This window comes from Pleomorphochaeta sp., from assembly GCF_050031695.1.
GTDB lineage: Bacteria > Spirochaetota > Spirochaetia > Sphaerochaetales > Sphaerochaetaceae > Pleomorphochaeta.
Genome location: NZ_JBNAIC010000059.1, coordinates 72,240 through 89,878 on the forward strand (window position 1 = coordinate 72,240; position 17,639 = coordinate 89,878).

16 protein-coding genes and 1 tRNA gene are annotated in these 17,639 nt (G+C 28.7%); 11 read left to right on the forward strand and 6 right to left on the reverse strand.

The window, feature by feature from the left end:
* Positions 1–155 precede the first annotated feature (155 nt).
* The 5 genes from gdhA to ACPKM0_RS10110 form a co-directional block, all read right to left on the reverse strand.
* The gene (gdhA, locus tag ACPKM0_RS10090; RefSeq protein WP_472475595.1) at positions 156–1,517 is read right to left on the reverse strand and encodes an NADP-specific glutamate dehydrogenase; all 1,362 of its coding nucleotides are present in this window, start codon (positions 1,515–1,517) and stop codon (positions 156–158) included.
* A 308-nt stretch (positions 1,518–1,825) separates the two neighbouring features.
* Positions 1,826–2,860, reverse strand: coding sequence for an S-methyl-5-thioribose-1-phosphate isomerase (gene mtnA, locus ACPKM0_RS10095; protein ID WP_472475596.1), 1,035 nt, complete (start codon positions 2,858–2,860; stop codon positions 1,826–1,828).
* A gap of 11 nt (positions 2,861–2,871) precedes the next feature.
* Positions 2,872–4,149 carry an amidohydrolase gene (locus tag ACPKM0_RS10100; protein ID WP_472475598.1) on the reverse strand — a complete coding sequence of 426 codons (1,278 nt, stop codon included), beginning with the start codon at positions 4,147–4,149 and terminating at the stop codon, positions 2,872–2,874.
* A gap of 72 nt (positions 4,150–4,221) precedes the next feature.
* Positions 4,222–5,937: an AMP-binding protein gene (locus ACPKM0_RS10105; RefSeq protein WP_472475600.1), complete on the reverse strand. Its 1,716-nt coding sequence runs from the start codon at positions 5,935–5,937 to the stop codon at positions 4,222–4,224.
* Between the two features lie 123 nt (positions 5,938–6,060).
* Positions 6,061–6,813, reverse strand: a complete 753-nt coding sequence (locus ACPKM0_RS10110) for an HAD family hydrolase (RefSeq protein ID WP_472475602.1) — start codon at positions 6,811–6,813, stop codon at positions 6,061–6,063.
* 104 nt (positions 6,814–6,917) lie between these two features.
* Here ACPKM0_RS10110 and ACPKM0_RS10115 point away from each other — a divergent pair, with 104 nt between their 5' ends.
* From ACPKM0_RS10115 to ACPKM0_RS10160, 10 genes are all read left to right on the forward strand, one after another.
* Positions 6,918–7,643, forward strand: coding sequence for a uracil-DNA glycosylase family protein (locus ACPKM0_RS10115; protein ID WP_472475604.1), 726 nt, complete (start codon positions 6,918–6,920; stop codon positions 7,641–7,643).
* On the forward strand, positions 7,640–8,491 hold the full coding sequence (gene ispE / locus ACPKM0_RS10120) for a 4-(cytidine 5'-diphospho)-2-C-methyl-D-erythritol kinase (protein WP_472475606.1): 852 nt from the start codon (positions 7,640–7,642) through the stop codon (positions 8,489–8,491). The genes ACPKM0_RS10115 and ispE overlap by 4 nt, the downstream gene beginning before the upstream one ends.
* Before the next feature lie 39 nt (positions 8,492–8,530).
* A complete protein-coding gene (spoVG, locus tag ACPKM0_RS10125; protein ID WP_472475608.1) occupies positions 8,531–8,794 on the forward strand; it encodes a septation regulator SpoVG in 264 nt (87 codons plus the stop codon).
* 82 nt (positions 8,795–8,876) lie between these two features.
* Positions 8,877–8,948 (forward strand) — tRNA-Gln (locus tag ACPKM0_RS10130).
* Positions 8,949–9,101: 153 nt separating this feature from the next.
* Positions 9,102–9,710, forward strand: coding sequence for a 50S ribosomal protein L25 (locus tag ACPKM0_RS10135; RefSeq protein ID WP_472475610.1), 609 nt, complete (start codon positions 9,102–9,104; stop codon positions 9,708–9,710).
* 4 nt (positions 9,711–9,714) lie between these two features.
* Entirely contained in the window at positions 9,715–10,278 is a 564-nt protein-coding gene (gene pth, locus ACPKM0_RS10140) for an aminoacyl-tRNA hydrolase (RefSeq protein WP_472475612.1), read from the forward strand.
* A gap of 90 nt (positions 10,279–10,368) precedes the next feature.
* Positions 10,369–11,697 carry a tRNA lysidine(34) synthetase TilS gene (tilS, locus tag ACPKM0_RS10145; RefSeq protein ID WP_472475614.1) on the forward strand — a complete coding sequence of 443 codons (1,329 nt, stop codon included), beginning with the start codon at positions 10,369–10,371 and terminating at the stop codon, positions 11,695–11,697.
* Positions 11,698–11,753: 56 nt separating this feature from the next.
* On the forward strand, positions 11,754–13,676 hold the full coding sequence (gene ftsH / locus ACPKM0_RS10150) for an ATP-dependent zinc metalloprotease FtsH (protein ID WP_472475625.1): 1,923 nt from the start codon (positions 11,754–11,756) through the stop codon (positions 13,674–13,676).
* 12 nt (positions 13,677–13,688) lie between these two features.
* A complete protein-coding gene (lepA, locus tag ACPKM0_RS10155; protein WP_472475616.1) occupies positions 13,689–15,509 on the forward strand; it encodes a translation elongation factor 4 in 1,821 nt (606 codons plus the stop codon).
* 60 nt (positions 15,510–15,569) lie between these two features.
* Positions 15,570–16,598: an aldose epimerase family protein gene (locus tag ACPKM0_RS10160; protein ID WP_472475617.1), complete on the forward strand. Its 1,029-nt coding sequence runs from the start codon at positions 15,570–15,572 to the stop codon at positions 16,596–16,598.
* Positions 16,599–16,642: 44 nt separating this feature from the next.
* On the opposite strand, the gene yidD is transcribed toward ACPKM0_RS10160, so the two are convergent.
* On the reverse strand, positions 16,643–16,939 hold the full coding sequence (yidD, locus tag ACPKM0_RS10165) for a membrane protein insertion efficiency factor YidD (RefSeq protein WP_472475619.1): 297 nt from the start codon (positions 16,937–16,939) through the stop codon (positions 16,643–16,645).
* A gap of 165 nt (positions 16,940–17,104) precedes the next feature.
* Between yidD and ACPKM0_RS10170 the strand changes: the two genes are divergently transcribed.
* A complete protein-coding gene (locus ACPKM0_RS10170; protein WP_472475621.1) occupies positions 17,105–17,275 on the forward strand; it encodes a hypothetical protein in 171 nt (56 codons plus the stop codon).
* Positions 17,276–17,639 lie beyond the last annotated feature (364 nt).

Here is a 17,639-nt window from a genome sequence, read left to right on the forward strand (position 1 = left end):
ATCACACAATTGGATATAATTAAACAATTATTTATTCTTTATTGATAATGAATATTAATTATCATTTATTATCAATAAAATCAATAGGTTTTAAAAAAAAAGAAAGCTTTCTGAATAGAAAGCTTTCAAAATATTGATAAATAATAAATTATTTTTTATACATATCCTTGAGCTAGCATTGCGTCAGCTACTTTTAAGAATCCTGCAATATTTGCACCATCAGTGAAATTGTTATGAGTACTATAAGTGTCAGCAGCTTCACTAATTTGTTTGTAGATATTTCTCATGATTTGTTCAAGTTTTTTATCTACTTCTTCTTTTGTCCAAGAAATTCTACCACTGTTTTGGCTCATTTCTAAACCAGATACGGCAACACCACCTGCGTTTGCAGCTTTTCCAGGTAAGAATAAAACACCTTTTGCTTGGAATAAACGGTGAGCTTCAAGAGATGTTGGCATATTAGCACCTTCTCCAACTAATTTAATTCCGTTGGCAACCATATGTTCTGCATCTTTTAAGTTTATTTCGTTTTGAACAGCACAAGGGAATGCTAAATCAGCTTTTACATTCCAAAGTTCATTATATTCTTCATTTCCAGTTCTTGCGATGTAAGTTGCATTAGGATACTTTTTAATGTATTCGCTAATTCTACCTCTACGAACATTTTTTAGAACTTTTATCCATTCTAGTTTTTCTTCATCAATACCATCATGGTCAATAATAACACCACTAGAATCACTAATAGTTATTACTTTACCACCTAATTGTGTTATTTTTTCAATTGTATATTGAGCTACATTACCTGAACCAGAAACTAAGCAAGTTTTTTGTTTGAAACATTCATTTTCTGCTTCTAATACTGCTTGAGAAAGATAAATTAAACCATATCCTGTTGCTTCAGGTCTAATTAAAGAACCACCAAAAGAAAGTCCTTTACCTGTTAATACTCCAGTTACTTCATTTTGTAATCTTTTATATTGGCCGAACATGTATCCAATTTCTCTACCACCAACTCCCATATCTCCTGCTGGTACGTCAGTGTTAGCACCAATATGTTTTGATAATTCTGTCATAAAACTTTGGCAAAAACGCATTACTTCATTATCACTTTTTCCTTTAGGATCAAAATCTGCTCCACCTTTACCACCACCCATAGGAAGTCCTGTTAGTGAATTCTTAAAAACTTGTTCAAAAGCTAAGAATCTCAAAATAGAAAGATTTACAGATGGGTGAAATCTTAAACCACCTTTATAAGGTCCTAAAGCACTGTTTTGTTGTACTCTAAATCCTCTGTTGATTTGTAGATTACCATTATCATCTATCCATGGAACTCTAAATGTAATTACTCTTTCAGGTTCTACTAATCTATCAAGAATTTTGTGATAAACTATTTGAGGTTCTTCAGCTACAACACAGTCTACAGAATTTAGAAAAGTTGTAACAGCTTGATGAAATTCTTTTTGATTTGGATCTTTTTGAATAACAAAATCCAAAATTTTTTGAGTTTCTTTGTGCATAACGATACGCTCCTTGTATTATTAGCGAATAAATATTCAATTTTTTGTATATTATAATAAATTAAAAATATATGGTAAAGTAGTTTTTGGATTAATATTTTTAGGTATATATAAAAAAATACTGAAAGATTATTATTATTTTTGGTAATATATATCAAAAAACTACTATAATAACAAAATAATGCTATACTTTTTTTTCAAAAATGTAAAAATATACAAAATGTTGTATTTTACAAAACAACTAAAAAAATTTTGATAAAAAAACACTCTAACCGAATTGTTAGAGTGTTAAATAAGAAAAGATTAAACTAATCTATATATTTTTCTTTTAATTTTTGAATGTTTTCTTTGAAAGGAGGATAGATAATACCTTTTTCTGTAATGATACCAGTAACATTTTGGTGAGGTGTTACATCAAAAGCAGGGTTAAATACATCAATATCTAAAGGTGCAACTTGAGATTCTCCAACGAATCTAACTTCATTTTTATCTCTTTCTTCAATTGGAATTTCAGATCCATCTTTAATATTAAAATCTATTGTAGATAGAGGAGCTGCGCTGTAGAAAGGAATACCATATTGCTTACAGAATACAGAAACTGCAAAAGTTCCAATTTTATTACAAACATCTCCATTAGTTGCTATTCTATCTGCTCCTAATATTACTAAATCTATTTTTCCATCTCTAATTAATGTTGCAGCTGCACTATCTGGTATTAACTTAGAAGGAATTTTTGCTTGATCTAATTCCCATGCTGTTAATCTAGCTCCTTGTAAGCGCGGACGAGTTTCATCTGCATAAACAAATATATTTTTATTAGCATAAAAAGCACTTTTTATTACACCTAGAGCAGTTCCCCATCCAGCTGTAGCTAATGCGCCAGTATTACAGTGTGTTAAAATAGTTGCATTTTGAGGTACAACTGCTAGTCCATTTTCACCAAGTTGTTTATTTGTAGCAATATCTTCTTCATGAACTTTAATAGCTTCATTTTTTAATATTTCTAATAAGTTTATTTCTTTTTTATTAGCTTCATATACTTTTAGCATTCTATCAATTGCCCATTTTAAGTTGATAGCAGTAGGTCTAGATTTATTAATAAATTCACAAGCATCAAAAAAAGCTTGTTCATTGTCTGAAAAATCTTTATAAGCTAAATAAACGCCATAAGCAGCAGTTGCGCCAATAGCAGGAGCTCCTCTTACTACCATATCTCTTATAGCAAATTCAATATCTTTATAATCTTTAGCTACAAAATATTCAAATTTTGCAGGTAGTACTCTTTGATCAATTAAAATTAATTCATCATTTTTAAATTCAATAGCGTTAAATGGTTCTTTCATTTGTCATCCTTTTATCTTTTTAGTAATTTTTCCCATTGATTTTTTGTATTCTTCATAACTAAATCAACGTCAATTGTTAATAATTTTCTGTTTTGCATTAACATTTCACCTTTACAGAAAACAGTATCTACATCACTGCCTTGAGCACTATATACTACAGCAGAGAATGGATCGTTTATTGGGGTAAGGTGAGGCTTATTTGTATCAATTAGTATAATATCTGCATCTTTTCCAACTTCAATTGTACCAACTTTATCATCAATAGATAGAGCTCTTGCTCCATTTGTTGTAGCCATTTTAATAATATCATAAGGAGTGTTAGCAATAGGGTCCATTGTTGAAACACAACTTAACATTGCTGAAAGATGCATTTCTTCCATCATATTTAAATTATTATTAGAAGAAGCTCCATCTGTTCCCATAGATACATTAACTCCAGCTTTTCTGAATTTTGATATAGGGGCTATTCCACTAGCAAGTTTACAATTACTACTTGGATTATGGACAACACTCATATTCTTATCAACACATAATTTAACTTCTTCATCCGTTAAATATACTCCATGTGCTAGTACAGATTTAATATCCTTAAGGGCGCCGTTTTTTTCAAGATACATTAATGGTGTTTCACCGAATTCTTTTACACAGTTATTTACTTCAGTCATGGTTTCACTCATATGAGTGTGCAAATCTCCACCTCTTTCTAATAACCAATCTCTTGCAAAGAGATAAGTTTCTAAAGGTGTTGTATAAATAGCATGAGGTGCAACATTAAATTTTATTAATCCGTTGGATTTGCTTAAGTATTTATCAGCAATTTTAGTATTTGGTTTGATTCTATCTTGGTTATCTTTTAGTGGTCCAAAAAGAGTCATACCTATTGTTCCTCTCATTTTTGATTGATGAAGAGCTTCACATGTTTGATCCATCATGAAATACATGTCATTAAAAGCAGTACAACCGGTAGAAATCATTTCAGCTAGAGCTAATTGAGAAGCCCAATAAATATCATCAGGTTGTAATTTGTCTTCGATTGGAAATATTTCGTTTAGCCAAGACATTAAATCAGGTGCTGTATCTTTATAATTTCTCATTAGTCCCATTGAAGTATGAGTATGAGCATTAATTAAAGAAGGCATACAAATCATATTTGTAGCATCGATTTCTCTCTCTGCTACAAAATTAGGATTATCACTGATTTTCCCGTTTTCAATTTTAATATCTCCTCGATATGATTTGTTACGTTCAGTCATATCGAGAATAATTGCATTTTTGATTAAAGTATTCATAACAAGTAAGATATCACTTGTTTTCTATAAAGTCGAGAAGTTTACAGATAATATAATAAAGAATAAGAAAATTTATTTATCTATCAAATTTCTTTTAATTTTTTTAGTACTTGTCATTATCATAGGTTTGTCTACAATAGTAATTTTCCCTATTTTCTTATATCCACTTAATTCTTTATTTACCAAATTAACTACTTCATTGATTTCTTCTTCAATTTTTTCAACTTTCTTTTCAAAATATTCTTGATCTGGATAAATAACTGCTTCAATGCACTCAGCTGGTACGTCTTTTTTTTCTTGATATCCTCGAACAAGAACTTGATCTACTTGAGTGTGAAGTTGGAATAAATCTTCGATTTCTTCAGGGTAAACATTTTTACCACCTTCAGTAACAATAATATTTTTAGCTCTCCCTTTTAGATATAAATAATTATCACTATCAAGATAGCCTAAATCTCCTGTTTTTAACCAACCTTCTTCATTAAATAATTTTTTAGTATTTTCTTCGTCTTTATAATATCCCTGACAAATGTTAGGACCTTTAACTAGAATTTCGCCAACTCCTGATGAGTCAGGATTATCAATTTTAGCATCAACTAGAGGGAATATTTTACCAACTGATTCTATTTTAAATTTAGAAGTAGGATTGAGCGCTAAAATAGGGCTTGTTTCAGTTAGTCCATATCCTTGGATAAAATCTAATCCAAGTTGTTGATACTGTTTAAATACTTTTGGAGATAGAGGGCCTGCTCCACAAATTAATATTCTGTTATGAGCGAAACCAACCTTAGATAACAACTTCTTATTAAAGAAATTTCTAAGAGGATTTTTGTTAAAGTATTTTTTACAGAATCCATTAACAAACATTAAGAAATGAATTAATGCGTTAGTCATAAAGCCTTTCTTTTTAACCCCTTTCATCATACCTGCTAATAATTTGTTATAAAGTAGAGGAATTCCCATAAAGACTGTGACTTTTCCTCTTGTTAAATCATTTACCATTCTAGAAACGATTATGCCATGTCCAAAAACACATTCACAACCAAAAGCAATTGAAACAAGTAAAACCGCTGTACAGCAATAGCTGTGATGAAGAGGTAGAAGTGCATATAATATATCATTTTCATCTAGTTGTAAAAATTGATCATCTTTTGCTTGATATAAATCACTTACAATATTTTTTTGAGTTAATACAGCCCCTTTCTCATTACCTGTTGTACCACTTGTAAATAGAATTGCTGCAACATCATCTTCATTACCTTTAACTATTTCTAAAACTGTTTTTGGTTTTACACTCAACATTGATTGATATTGTTCACTCTTACCTTGAAGGGTTAAACATAATTTAAAAGATTTAAGATATTCTGGAAATGTTTTATCAAGAGATTCTAAAATATTTTTATCAGCTAGAAAAAATTTACAATCACTATATTGAGATAAGTCTTTAACTTTTTTGTTTGTTAATTGATTATCTAATGGAACAACAACACCACCGGCAAAGTTAATACTCATATAAGCAATTGCCCATTCAATACTATTTTTACCATTAATTGCTACTTTATCACCTTTTTCTAAACCATTTTCTCTAAGATATGAACTTATATTGATTAAATATTCATAAACTTCTTTATAAGTTAATGAGAAACGATTAGGGGTAAACTTTGTAAAACAAATTCTATCTGGAAATTTGTCTAAAGTCATTTGAAAAATTTGAGATAAGGTTGGCCATTCTCCTTCAAATAATTTTCCTCTATAAGGATCTAAGTATCTTTTCCATGAATGTTCCATAATAATTCCTTTATATATATGATAAATATCATATTGACAATATTTATGTATTTTGTCAATAAAAAAATATATAGCTATAATTTTTTACATGGTAATAAAATAAATAGAATAGTATGCCACTAATTATTTGAAAATTGTCTTGTCTTTTTTTAAATGGAATAAATCAGGATAAATTGCGTTAGAATATTTTTTTAAATTAGGATAATCATTAGATCCCCAAAGCAATCCTACAATATATCCAGCATTGCTATTTCTTGCATATCTCATATCTGTTAAAGTATCACCTACCATTGCAACTTCTTCAGGTTGTAAGTTGAACATATCACAGAAATGAATAAAAGAATCAGGTTTAGGTTTGTTTTTAAATTCGTCATCTTTTGTTGATACATAATCTACATATTGTTCAATACCCATATGTTTTATAAATAAATTAGCAGATGTTCTATTATCGACTGTTACTACAGCGATTTTATAACCTAACTCTTTTAACTCTTTAAATATTTTAGCTTGTTTAGAAAAATCCATAGATTTGATTTTTTCTTCAATGAATATATTATTATATTCTTGTATTTTAATAGAAATCTTAATTAAAGTAGATGGTAAAATTAAATTAGATAGGCAAAACCAAAGACCTTTTTTTGTAATATTGTATTTACCATGGGAAAAAATAACACCTTTAGCATTAGTTGTACCATTTTCATCTAATCCTAATAGTTTAATAAAATCTTTCTTTCTTTTATTATTTCTTTTTGAATTAGAGGTACGAAATGCTTTATCTACTGATTTTACAATAACATCATGCCATACTGAGGAATAATCAAAAAGAGTACCATCTTTATCAAAAATAATTCCTTTTAAATTAATTTTTTTTTCCATAGTGTGCATTTTATATTAAGGTATCAAAATAAGCTAGTGGTAAAAAATGAAATAGTAAATGTAAATATCTTTAATTAATAAAAAAAGTAGCATATATTTAAGCTATGAGTAAAAAAGTATCAGAGAAATTAATTAATCTAACCAAAGACTTTACCTATGAAATAGAGAAAGTAAAAGATGAAATAGATGAAGATTTATATATTTATAATCCTTTAGTATATGCAAAAGAAATGTTTTTTGAATATATAAGAAAATATGTTGATTCTCCTACAAAGTATTTTTTTCTAGGAATGAACCCTGGTCCATTTGGTATGGCACAAAATGGTATACCTTTTGGGGAAATAAATACTGTTAAAGAATATTTAAAAATCGATAAACCCATTTTTTCACCTATAAGAGAACATCCAAATAGAAAGGTCGAAGGGTTAAATATAAAAAGAAGTGAAATAAGTGGACTTCGCTTGTGGGATTTGATTAAAACTTATTATCCAAATCCAAGGGAAATGAAGAATAATATATATATAGCTAATTATTGTCCTCTTCTATTTATTTCTCCTATCAAAACAGCAAAAAATATAACTCCTAATAAGTTGAAAAAAGAAACAAGATTATCATTAGATAGAGTTTGTGATGAATATTTAATACAATCAATTGATTTATTAGAATGTGAAAAGCTTATTGGAATTGGAAAATATGCTGAAAAAAAATTAAAGAATGATAAAATACCATATTTTTCAATTTTACATCCTTCTCCTGCATCACCTTTAGCTAATAATGGATGGAAGGAAAAAGTAGAAGCACAGTTGATAGAGAATGGAGTAAGTTTATGAAAAAGGAAGTAAAATCTTTTGCTAAGATTAATTTGCATTTAGCCGTTGGTCCTAAAAGAGAAGATGGTTTTCATAATCTTCAATCAATTTTTGCAAAAATAAGTTTGTTTGATTTGATTAAAATTGAAGCAAAAGAGAGTAAAACTTTAAAGATAAATATAGAGGGGTTAGATAATTGTGAATTAATTGGTGAAGATACTATTACAAAAGCTATTAGATTGTGGTGTGAATATACTAAACATAATTTAGAAGTAAATGTTAATATTGAAAAAAATATACCAATAAAAGCAGGACTTGGGGGCGGCTCAAGTAATGCAGCATATACTCTAAAAACTATTAATGAGATGTTTTGTGATTATGCTTTAAGTGAAAAAACTTTATTAAAAATAGGTTTGATGATTGGATCTGATGTTCCTTTTTTTCTTCATGATACAACTTTTGCTTATGTTGAAGGACAAGGAGAAATAATTACAAAATTAGATGCAAAATTTGATTATGAAATTCAATTATATAAACCACAAATAGGAGTAAGTACTAAAGGTGCATTTGATAAATTAGATAATATAAAAAGACAACCTTTTATTAATAAACAAACGTTAATAAATGCTTTTTATAAAGGTGTAGAATCATGGAAAAATTCATTTTTTAATGACTTTGAACTAGTAATAAATAGTGAAATATTGAAGAGTTTAAATATTTTAGATGATGAATTTGTCCACTTAAGTGGCTCTGGTTCTACGTGTTTTATTGTATGTAACAATTTTCCAAAATGTTATAATAAATTTACTCTTAATCAACAAATTAAGAATAATATATATTATAAGAGTTGTTTTTTCTCAAATATCTAATATAATGTTTATACATGAGACACACAAAAGGAGTTTAAAATGAAGATAACGGAGGTTAGGATTCGTACAGTTAATGGTGAAAGTAAGTTAAAAGCTTATGCTACAGTAACCTTTGATAATGAATTTGTAGTACACAATATTAAAGTTATTGAAAGTAAAAATGGTTTGTTCATAGCAATGCCAGCTCGTTTGACCGCAAATAATGAATATAAGGATATTGTGCATCCTATAAATAGTCAATTTAGGAATAAGTTACAAGATGAAATTTTAGAGGCTTATTCTAAAGAAAATAATGAGGAATAAATAAAAAATATAAAAAAAAGTAACTTTTTTTAAAAAAGTGCTAGACAAATTTTTAAAATTATTGTAGTTTACCTCGTGTTGTTGGGAAGTCGCCAAGCGGTTAAGGCTCTGGTTTTTGGTGCCGGCACCGGGGGTTCGAGTCCCTCCTTCCCAGCCTAAACCTGCTATTATTAGCAGGTTTTTTTTATGTTTTTCCCTTCCTTTACTTGACCCTAAATCACTATAACAGTAGTATACCTTAGACACTTATGTGTTCATTATCCCATGGTAATTGGAAATAATCCAATGAGAGTATTAGGAGAAAATTATGTCAAAACATGTTTTTGAAGCAACTCTTCGTACTTCCGATTTCGGAAGCGCTGGTTCTAGACGTTTATTACGTGCTGGAAAAATCCCTGCTGTTGTATATGGTAGTAAAACAAAACCTATGCATATTGTAATTGATGGCCATTCATTTACTTTAGCTATTAACACAATTTCAGAATCAACACTTATCACTTTAAAAATTGATGGTGCAGAACATGAAGTATTAGTAAAATCTTTCCAAGAAAATGTAATGACTGATACTATTTATCATGTTGACTTCTATGAAGTTGTTCGTGGTGAAAAATTACATGCATTTGTTCCTCTATCAACAGAAGGAAATCCTATTGGATGTAAAAAAAGCGGTATCTTAGATGTTGTATTACATGAAGTTGAAGTAGAATGTCTACCAAAAGACTTACCTTCAGACATTAAAGTTGATGTTTCAGAAATTGATTTAAACGGTCACTTATCTGTTAAAGATATTGTAGTTTCTGATGAAATTACTATTTTAACTGATGGCGATGTTACTGTTGCAACTGTTAAAGCTCCTAAGAGTGAAAAAGTTGAATCAGAAGAATCTGATGATGAAGTAGCATCAACCGAGGAATAGTTCTATGAAATTAATACTTGGGCTAGGGAATCCTGGATCTGAGTATAAAGAAACAAGACATAATTGTGGATTTAAAGTTATAGAATTATGTGCAGCGTTTTTTCATGTAAATATGAAGAAGCGCTGTTTTCGTTTATACCAGAGAGCAAAATTAAAAAAAGAAGATAATGACTATTTGTTAATTAAACCATTAACATATATGAATAATAGCGGAAATATATTAAAGAATTTTAAAAATATAAAAACAGAAGATATTATTGTAATTTGTGATCAAATGGATTTACCACTTTCTTATATTAGAATAAAAAAAGGTGGTGGAGATGCAGGTCATAATGGTTTAAAAAGTATAATTAAAAATTTAGATGGTGAAAGAAATTTTATAAGAATTTATGTTGGTATTAATCGACCTAAATCTAATGAAAGTATTGTTGATCATGTATTAGGTGTAGAAGAGAATAAAGAATTGTTTAATCAAGGAATTGAAAAAGCTAATAATGCCTTAATAGATATAATTAATAATGTACCTATTGAAAAAGTAATGCAAAAATATAACGTTAAGATTAAGTAAAGTTGTAAAAGATAAACCTTTTATGGCATTTTTCTTGACGATTACTTTTTTTCTAGTCATATTTTTATTATTACTATATTAGGTGGTTCTATGAAACAAATCTCAGAATATTTTGAAAAATACCCTGATTTAAAAGATAAGAAAATTGCTGTAGCCTTTTCAGGAGGTAGTGATTCTTTAGCTTTGTTATATTTATTATCTAGAATCTTAGATAATAAAAACTTAGTTGCTATTTATGTTAATCACGGATTAAGAAGTGACCAAGAACTTCTAATTGAATCTGAAAAAAATAAACAAAATTGTTTATCTATTGGTGTTGAATATAAAGAAATTATCTTAGCTAAAGGTGAAGTAATAGAATCTGAAAAAGTAAGAAAAAATGGTATTGAAGATGCTGCAAGATTTTTAAGATATAAATATTTAGTTGACTATTGTAAAGAAAATAATATTTATGCTATTTCTACAGCACATACAATTGATGATCAACTTGAAACAATGATTATGAGAAGTTTTAACGGTTCATCTTTATTATCATTAACTTGTATTAAAGAGTATCGAGAACAAGATTCAATAAAAATTATAAGACCGTTATTATCATATACTAAAAACGACTTACAATTGTTATTAAAAGTTTCTGGTTTTAGTTGGAGTGAAGATTCAACAAATGCTGAAACAGATTATTTGAGAAATAGAATAAGAAAAGAAATCTCACCTAAAGTTGAAGCAATATTTCCTGATGTAAAAAAAATAGTACATAGAAATGCTTTATTGTTTACAGGATTAGTTTCTTTAGCAGAAGATAAAGTAACTTCTTTAATAGTTGATAAAAAAGTGAATCGTAAACAATATCTTTTACAAGAAGATATAATAAGATATAATATATTATCAAGATTGATAAAACCTTATGAAGTACCGTCATACAAAAAGATTGTTCATATTGATAATGTTATTAAACAAATAAAAGAAGGAACTCAAGTATTTACAGGTATTCATTTATTGATAAAAGATGATACTTTTGTTATTAATAAATATGATGAGATTCCAAATTTTAGTTATGTAATAGAAGAACCTAAAGATGAAGAGATAAAGTTATACAATAATACATTAATTGTAGAAAAAAAACTATTTGATGATTCGACTCTTTTAAAAATAGCAGATGAAGATATTAATTACCCTTTAATACTTAGAAATATAAGAAGTGATGATACTTTAGTGGTAGAAAATGGTACTGTGGAAATATCTAAGTTTTTATCAAACTGGAAATTAAGTGAGATAGATAGGAAACAAGTTATTGTTCTAGAAGATAAAAATGGGATTGTTGCTGTTTTTGCAAAACATCTTGGTGGAAGAGATAGATTAGCTAAGAGAGTGAAAAATCCTCTTGTAGGAAAATCAGTTAGAATATATAGTATTGTTTAAAGGAATATATAGTGAACGTTTTAAAAAATAGAGAAAGAGCAAAAGTTAAAATTTATATGGATGAGAATAATAATAACGATAAAAAGCCAAACAATAATGATTTTTGGAATGGTTTAAAAGGTGGCGGCTCATCTAATAATAATAAAGATGGAAATAATCCATTTAAGAATCCAAAAAATAGATTATCTTTTGGAGTATTTGTATTTATTTTATTGACTTTTGGAATATTAATGTTTGATGGAATGGCAAATGCAGGTGTCCAATCTGTTCCTTATACAACTTTCAAACAATATGTATCTTCAGGACAAGTTACTACTGTAGATATTGAAGCTAATCAAGATATTACTTTTGTAACACAATCTAATTTAAAAATGAGGACCATGATTCCATATTTAGATGAAGATCTGTTAGATGAACTAAACGAAAATGGAATTATTGTTTCAGGTTCTGAACAACAAATTTCATACCTTTCACTTTTCTTAAGTATCATACCTTGGATTATATTTATTGGATTTATGGTCATTTTGTATAGACAAGCAAATGGTATGAATTCAAGAATGATGGGTGGTTTAGGTAAAAATTTAGCTAAAGAATATAAACCCGATGAAAATAAAACAACCTTTAAAGATGTTGCAGGTCAACTTGAAGCTAAGAATGAATTGATGGAAGTTGTTGACTTTTTAAAAAATCCTTCTAGATTCCATAATATCGGAGCTAAAATTCCTAAAGGTGCGTTATTAGTTGGGCCTCCAGGAACAGGTAAAACATTATTAGCTAAGGCTGTAGCTGGTGAAGCTGGAGTTTCATTCTTACATACAAGTGGTTCTGACTTTGTAGAAATGTTTGTAGGTATGGGGGCTTCTCGTGTTCGTGATTTATTTGAACAGGCAAGAAAAGCTGCTCCTTGTATAATATTTATTGATGAATTAGATGCTGTAGGTAGAGCCCGTGGTGCTGGCCTTGGTGGTGGACATGATGAAAGAGAACAAACATTGAACCAAATCCTTGTTGAAATGGATGGGTTTGATTCTGTTTCTAATGTTATCGTAATGGCTGCAACAAATAGGCCTGATGTATTAGACCAAGCTTTATTAAGACCTGGTAGATTTGATAGACAAGTTGTTGTAGATTTGCCAGATATTAAAGAAAGGGAAGCTATTTTAGAAATTCACTGTAAAAAAGTAAAACTTGAAAGTGACGTAAATTTAAATAGAATTGCTAGAGCCACTCCAGGAAGTAGTGGTGCTGATTTAGCAAACATGATAAATGAAGCTGCTCTCTTTGCTGCTAGAGAAAATAAAACTACTGTTTCTATGAATAATATTGAAGCTGCAAGAGATAAAGTAATGCTAGGTGTGGCTAAAAAATCTAAAGTAATGAGCGTTGAAGATAAAACTGCAACAGCATATCATGAAGCTGGTCATACTTTACTACACTATTATTTGAATCATGTAGATCCACTTCATAAAGTTACAATTATTCCTCATGGTAGAGCTTTGGGTTTAACTATTTCATTACCTGAAAAAGATGCTTATACTATGACTAGAAGTAAATTAGTAGATAGAATTAAAATAACTATGGGTGGTTATGTAGCTGAAGAAATTGTATATGGTGAGACAACAACAGGTACATCTAACGATATTCAACAAGCTACAAATATAGCAAAAAGAATGGTTACTGAATTTGGTATGAGTAGTTTAGGTTTTATTAATTTAGGGGATGAAGATGAACCTTTATTCTTAGGACGTGAAATCGCTCAGCATAAAAACTTTAGTGAAGCTACAGCAAAAATCATAGATGATGAGATGTTAAAAATATTAGATAGTTGTTTGAAAGAAACAAGAGATATTTTAACAACACATAGAGAACAATTGGATTTATTAACTAACGAGTTAGTAGAAAAAGAGACTTTAGATGATGCTGAAATTAGAGAACTTTTAGGTTTCGAACCAATTGAAAACGAATTAAGTTTAAAATAATAAAGGATTAATATGGGACATGATTATTCTTTGACCAGAAACTTTTGTATTATTGCGCATATCGACCATGGTAAATCTACCTTGGCCGATCGTTTTATTGAGAAAGCAAAGTTAATAAATACAAGAGGACCTGCTCAAGATCAAGTTTTAGATAGTATGGATATCGAAAGGGAAAGAGGCATAACTATAAAAAGTCAAGCTGTAACTATTCCTTATAAAGCTAAAGATGGGAAGACTTATCAATTAAATTTAGTTGATACACCAGGTCATGTCGATTTTAGCTACGAAGTTTCAAGGGCAATTAGTTCATGTGAAGGTGCTCTATTATTAGTCGATGCATCACAAGGTGTTGAAGCACAAACTCTTGCAAATTTATATTTAGCAATGGAACATGATTTAGAAGTTATTCCAGTAATCAATAAGATTGATTTACCTTCAGCTAATATTCCAATGTGTTTAGAAATGATTGATAATGATTTGGGTCTTGATTCAGATATGACAATAAATGTTAGTGCAAAAACAGGTGAAGGTGTAGATGCGTTATTTGAGCAAATTGTTGAGTTTATCTCACCTCCAAGTGGAGTTGATGAAGACCCTTTAAAAGCTGTAATTTTTGATTCACACTATGATCCATACAGAGGAATTATTGTACACTGTAGAGTTTTTGATGGTTGTATGAAAAAAGGTGATACTATCAGATTTATGCATGGTGGTGTCGACTATGAAGTAGAAGAAGTTGGTATTTTCCAATTAGGCTTTATTAAGACTGGAGTTCTTCATGCAGGCGATGTAGGTTACTTTATTGCAGGTATTAAAAAAATTGGAGATATTAGAGTTGGTGATACAGTTACTAAGTTAAGTAATCTTGCAAAAGATCCATTAGATGGATTTAGAGATGTTCAACCAGTTGTTTTTTCTTCTATTTATCCTGTTGATTCTAATGATTATGAAGAATTATTTGATGCAATTGAAAGATTAAAATTAAATGATGCTTCATTAGTATATGAAAAAGACTCTTCTGCAGCTTTAGGTTTTGGTTTTAGATGTGGATTTTTAGGACTTCTTCATTTAGAAGTAATACAAGAAAGAATTGAGAGAGAGTTTAATTTATCAATTGTATTTACTTCTCCTTCTGTTGAATATAAAGTTCATTTGAAAAAAGATAATGAGATAATTGAAATTGATAATCCATTAGAATATCCAGATCAAATGTTAGTTGATTATAGTGAAGAACCTTTTATAAGAGCAAATGTAATTACTCCAAGTGAGTTTATTGGACCAATTATGGGCTTAGCTATGGAAAAAAGAGGTATTCAAACTAATATGAATTATTTAGATTCAAAAAGAGTTGAATTACAATATGAAATGCCATTAGCTGAAGTACTTTTTGAGTTCTATGATAGATTGAAATCAATATCGAGAGGGTATGCTTCTTTTGACTATGAAGTTATTGGATATAGAAGAACTGATTTAGTTAGATTAGATATATTAGTTAATGGGGACCAAGTTGATGCTCTATCACAGCTAGTATTTAGAGGTAATGCTGTAAGTAGAGGTAAGGTTGTTTGTCAAAGACTTAAAGGAGAAATTCATAAGCAACAATATAAAATAGCTATTCAGGCTGCAATAGGTGGGCAGATAGTTTCAAGAGAAACCATTACTGCTTATAGAAAAGATGTTACAGCTAAATGTTATGGTGGTGATATTTCTAGAAAAAGAAAACTCTTAGAAAAACAAAAAGAAGGTAAAAAGAGAATGAAGATGGTTGGAAGTGTAGAAATTCCACAACAAGCTTTTTTAGCAGTTTTAAAGAGTGAAGATAAAAATAGTTAATTAAATATTAAATGGATGGGTTTGTTATGATAAAGCAAACCTATTTTTTTGAGGTATTAAATGAAAGAGTTATTTGGAAAAACAAAAGAAGGAAAAGAGGTCTATAAATATAAAATTAGTAATGGCCCTTATTCATTAGAAGTTTTATCATTAGGAGCTACAATACATGCTCTTAAAGTTCCTAATATAAAAAATGAAATTATTGATGTAGTTTTAGGATATAAAACTTTAGAAGAATATATTAATTGTTCAACCTATTATGGTATGTGTGTCGGAAGAGTTGCTAATAGAATCCATAATGCAAAATTCATTTTAAATAATAAAGAATATAATATTGAAAAAAATGAAGGTGAGAACTGTTTACACAGTGGTTCTTCTTCTTTTTGTTTTAAAATATGGGATTGTGAAGAATTAGTAATAAATGATAATCCTGTATTAAAGTTTACAGTTAGTTCTTTTGATGGTGAAGGTGGGTTTCCTGCAAATGTTGAGGTATCTTGTATTTATTCTTTAACTAAGGATGGTCAAATAGTAATTAATTATGAGGGCCTAAGTGATAAAGATACTATTCTAAATTTGACAAATCACAGTTATTTTAATTTAAGTGGAGATTACAGTACTACCATATTAGACCATGAATTAAAACTTGAATGTGATAAATATGTTGAAGTTGATGAATCTGCAATTCCAACTGGTAATATATTAAGTACTGAGAAAACTGCCTTTGATTTTAATGAATTTCATACAATTGGGGAGAGAATTAATCACCTTGATGGTGGTTATGATCATACTCTTTGTTTTAATTCTTTTACAGAACAACTTGCAAAAGTCGGTGAATTTAGATGCAATCGTTCTAAAGTAAACATGGAAATATATACTACAATGCCTTCATTGCAATTATATAGTGGAAATTTTATTAGTAATGATGATATTAATAAAGATGGTTCTCCTGGATTAAAAAACGGAGGAATTTGTTTTGAAACACAATTCTTTCCTGATTCGCCAAATCATGATAATTTTCCTTCCATAACTTTGCGTGCTAAGAAAAAATATAAACATGTAACTATTTATAAATTTAATTTATTTTAAATATTAAATAAAAATTCCAATGTGAACAATATTTTCACATTGGTTTATTTTTTGTTTCTTCTTCTTCTGAAAATTGTGTTATTTGTTTTAATTATTTTAAAGGAAAATTCATCTGGAACAGGATCGTATCCTCCTAAATAAAATCTACTACATCTAAATATTCTAACTATACCTAAAATACTTCCTTTTATAATTCCATGTTTAGTAACGGCTTGAACGAAATAGGTTGAACAAGTTGGGGAATATATACAGGAGCCACCTATATAAGGAGAAATAACACCTTTATAAATGTAAATAGGTATTAAATATAAAGAACGTAAAAATTTAATTATCTTATTCATAAAGCTAATATAGACAATGAAATAGTAAAAAACAAGTTACTAAGTCACATAAGAAGCGAAAAAAAGAAAAAAAATTAATGTATTGATATATATACATTTGACTTTTATATAAGTAAGTGTTATTTTAAGTCCCATATTAAAGAATCTTAATGGAGGAATAACCATATGGCAGGTAATGTTTCAAAGAACGCACGTCGTTCAGGTGCTCAAGTTCTAACAAGTCGTTGGGGTGGTCAAATTAAAATGAAAAGCGTTTTCGAAAATGGTAGACTACGTCACGTAGCTTATTGTGAAAAAAGTGGTAACACTGCAAGAAAAGCTAAAGACTTAATGTAATTTTTATAAATTTATAAGTTTTAAAACCAGGGGTTTTTTCTCTGGTTTATTTTTTTTAATAAAATAATTTGTGTAAAAATAAATATTGATATTAAATACAAAGAAAGGTATAGTATATATTAAGTGGTAATGTAAATTATCAAAATTTGAGGGCAATGGAGAATTTATGGTCTAAAAAGGTCAAGTTTTAATTGTTAATTAATTAATTATTTGAAATTATTTAATTTTTTTTGTACCTAAAATTGAACTCATATGATATACTTCTATAGAAGAAGTATTTATTATACAAAAACCATTGAGATTTATATTAGGAGGAAAACCGTGAAACGTTTTTCAAGTAAATTAATGTCAGCATTGTTAGTAA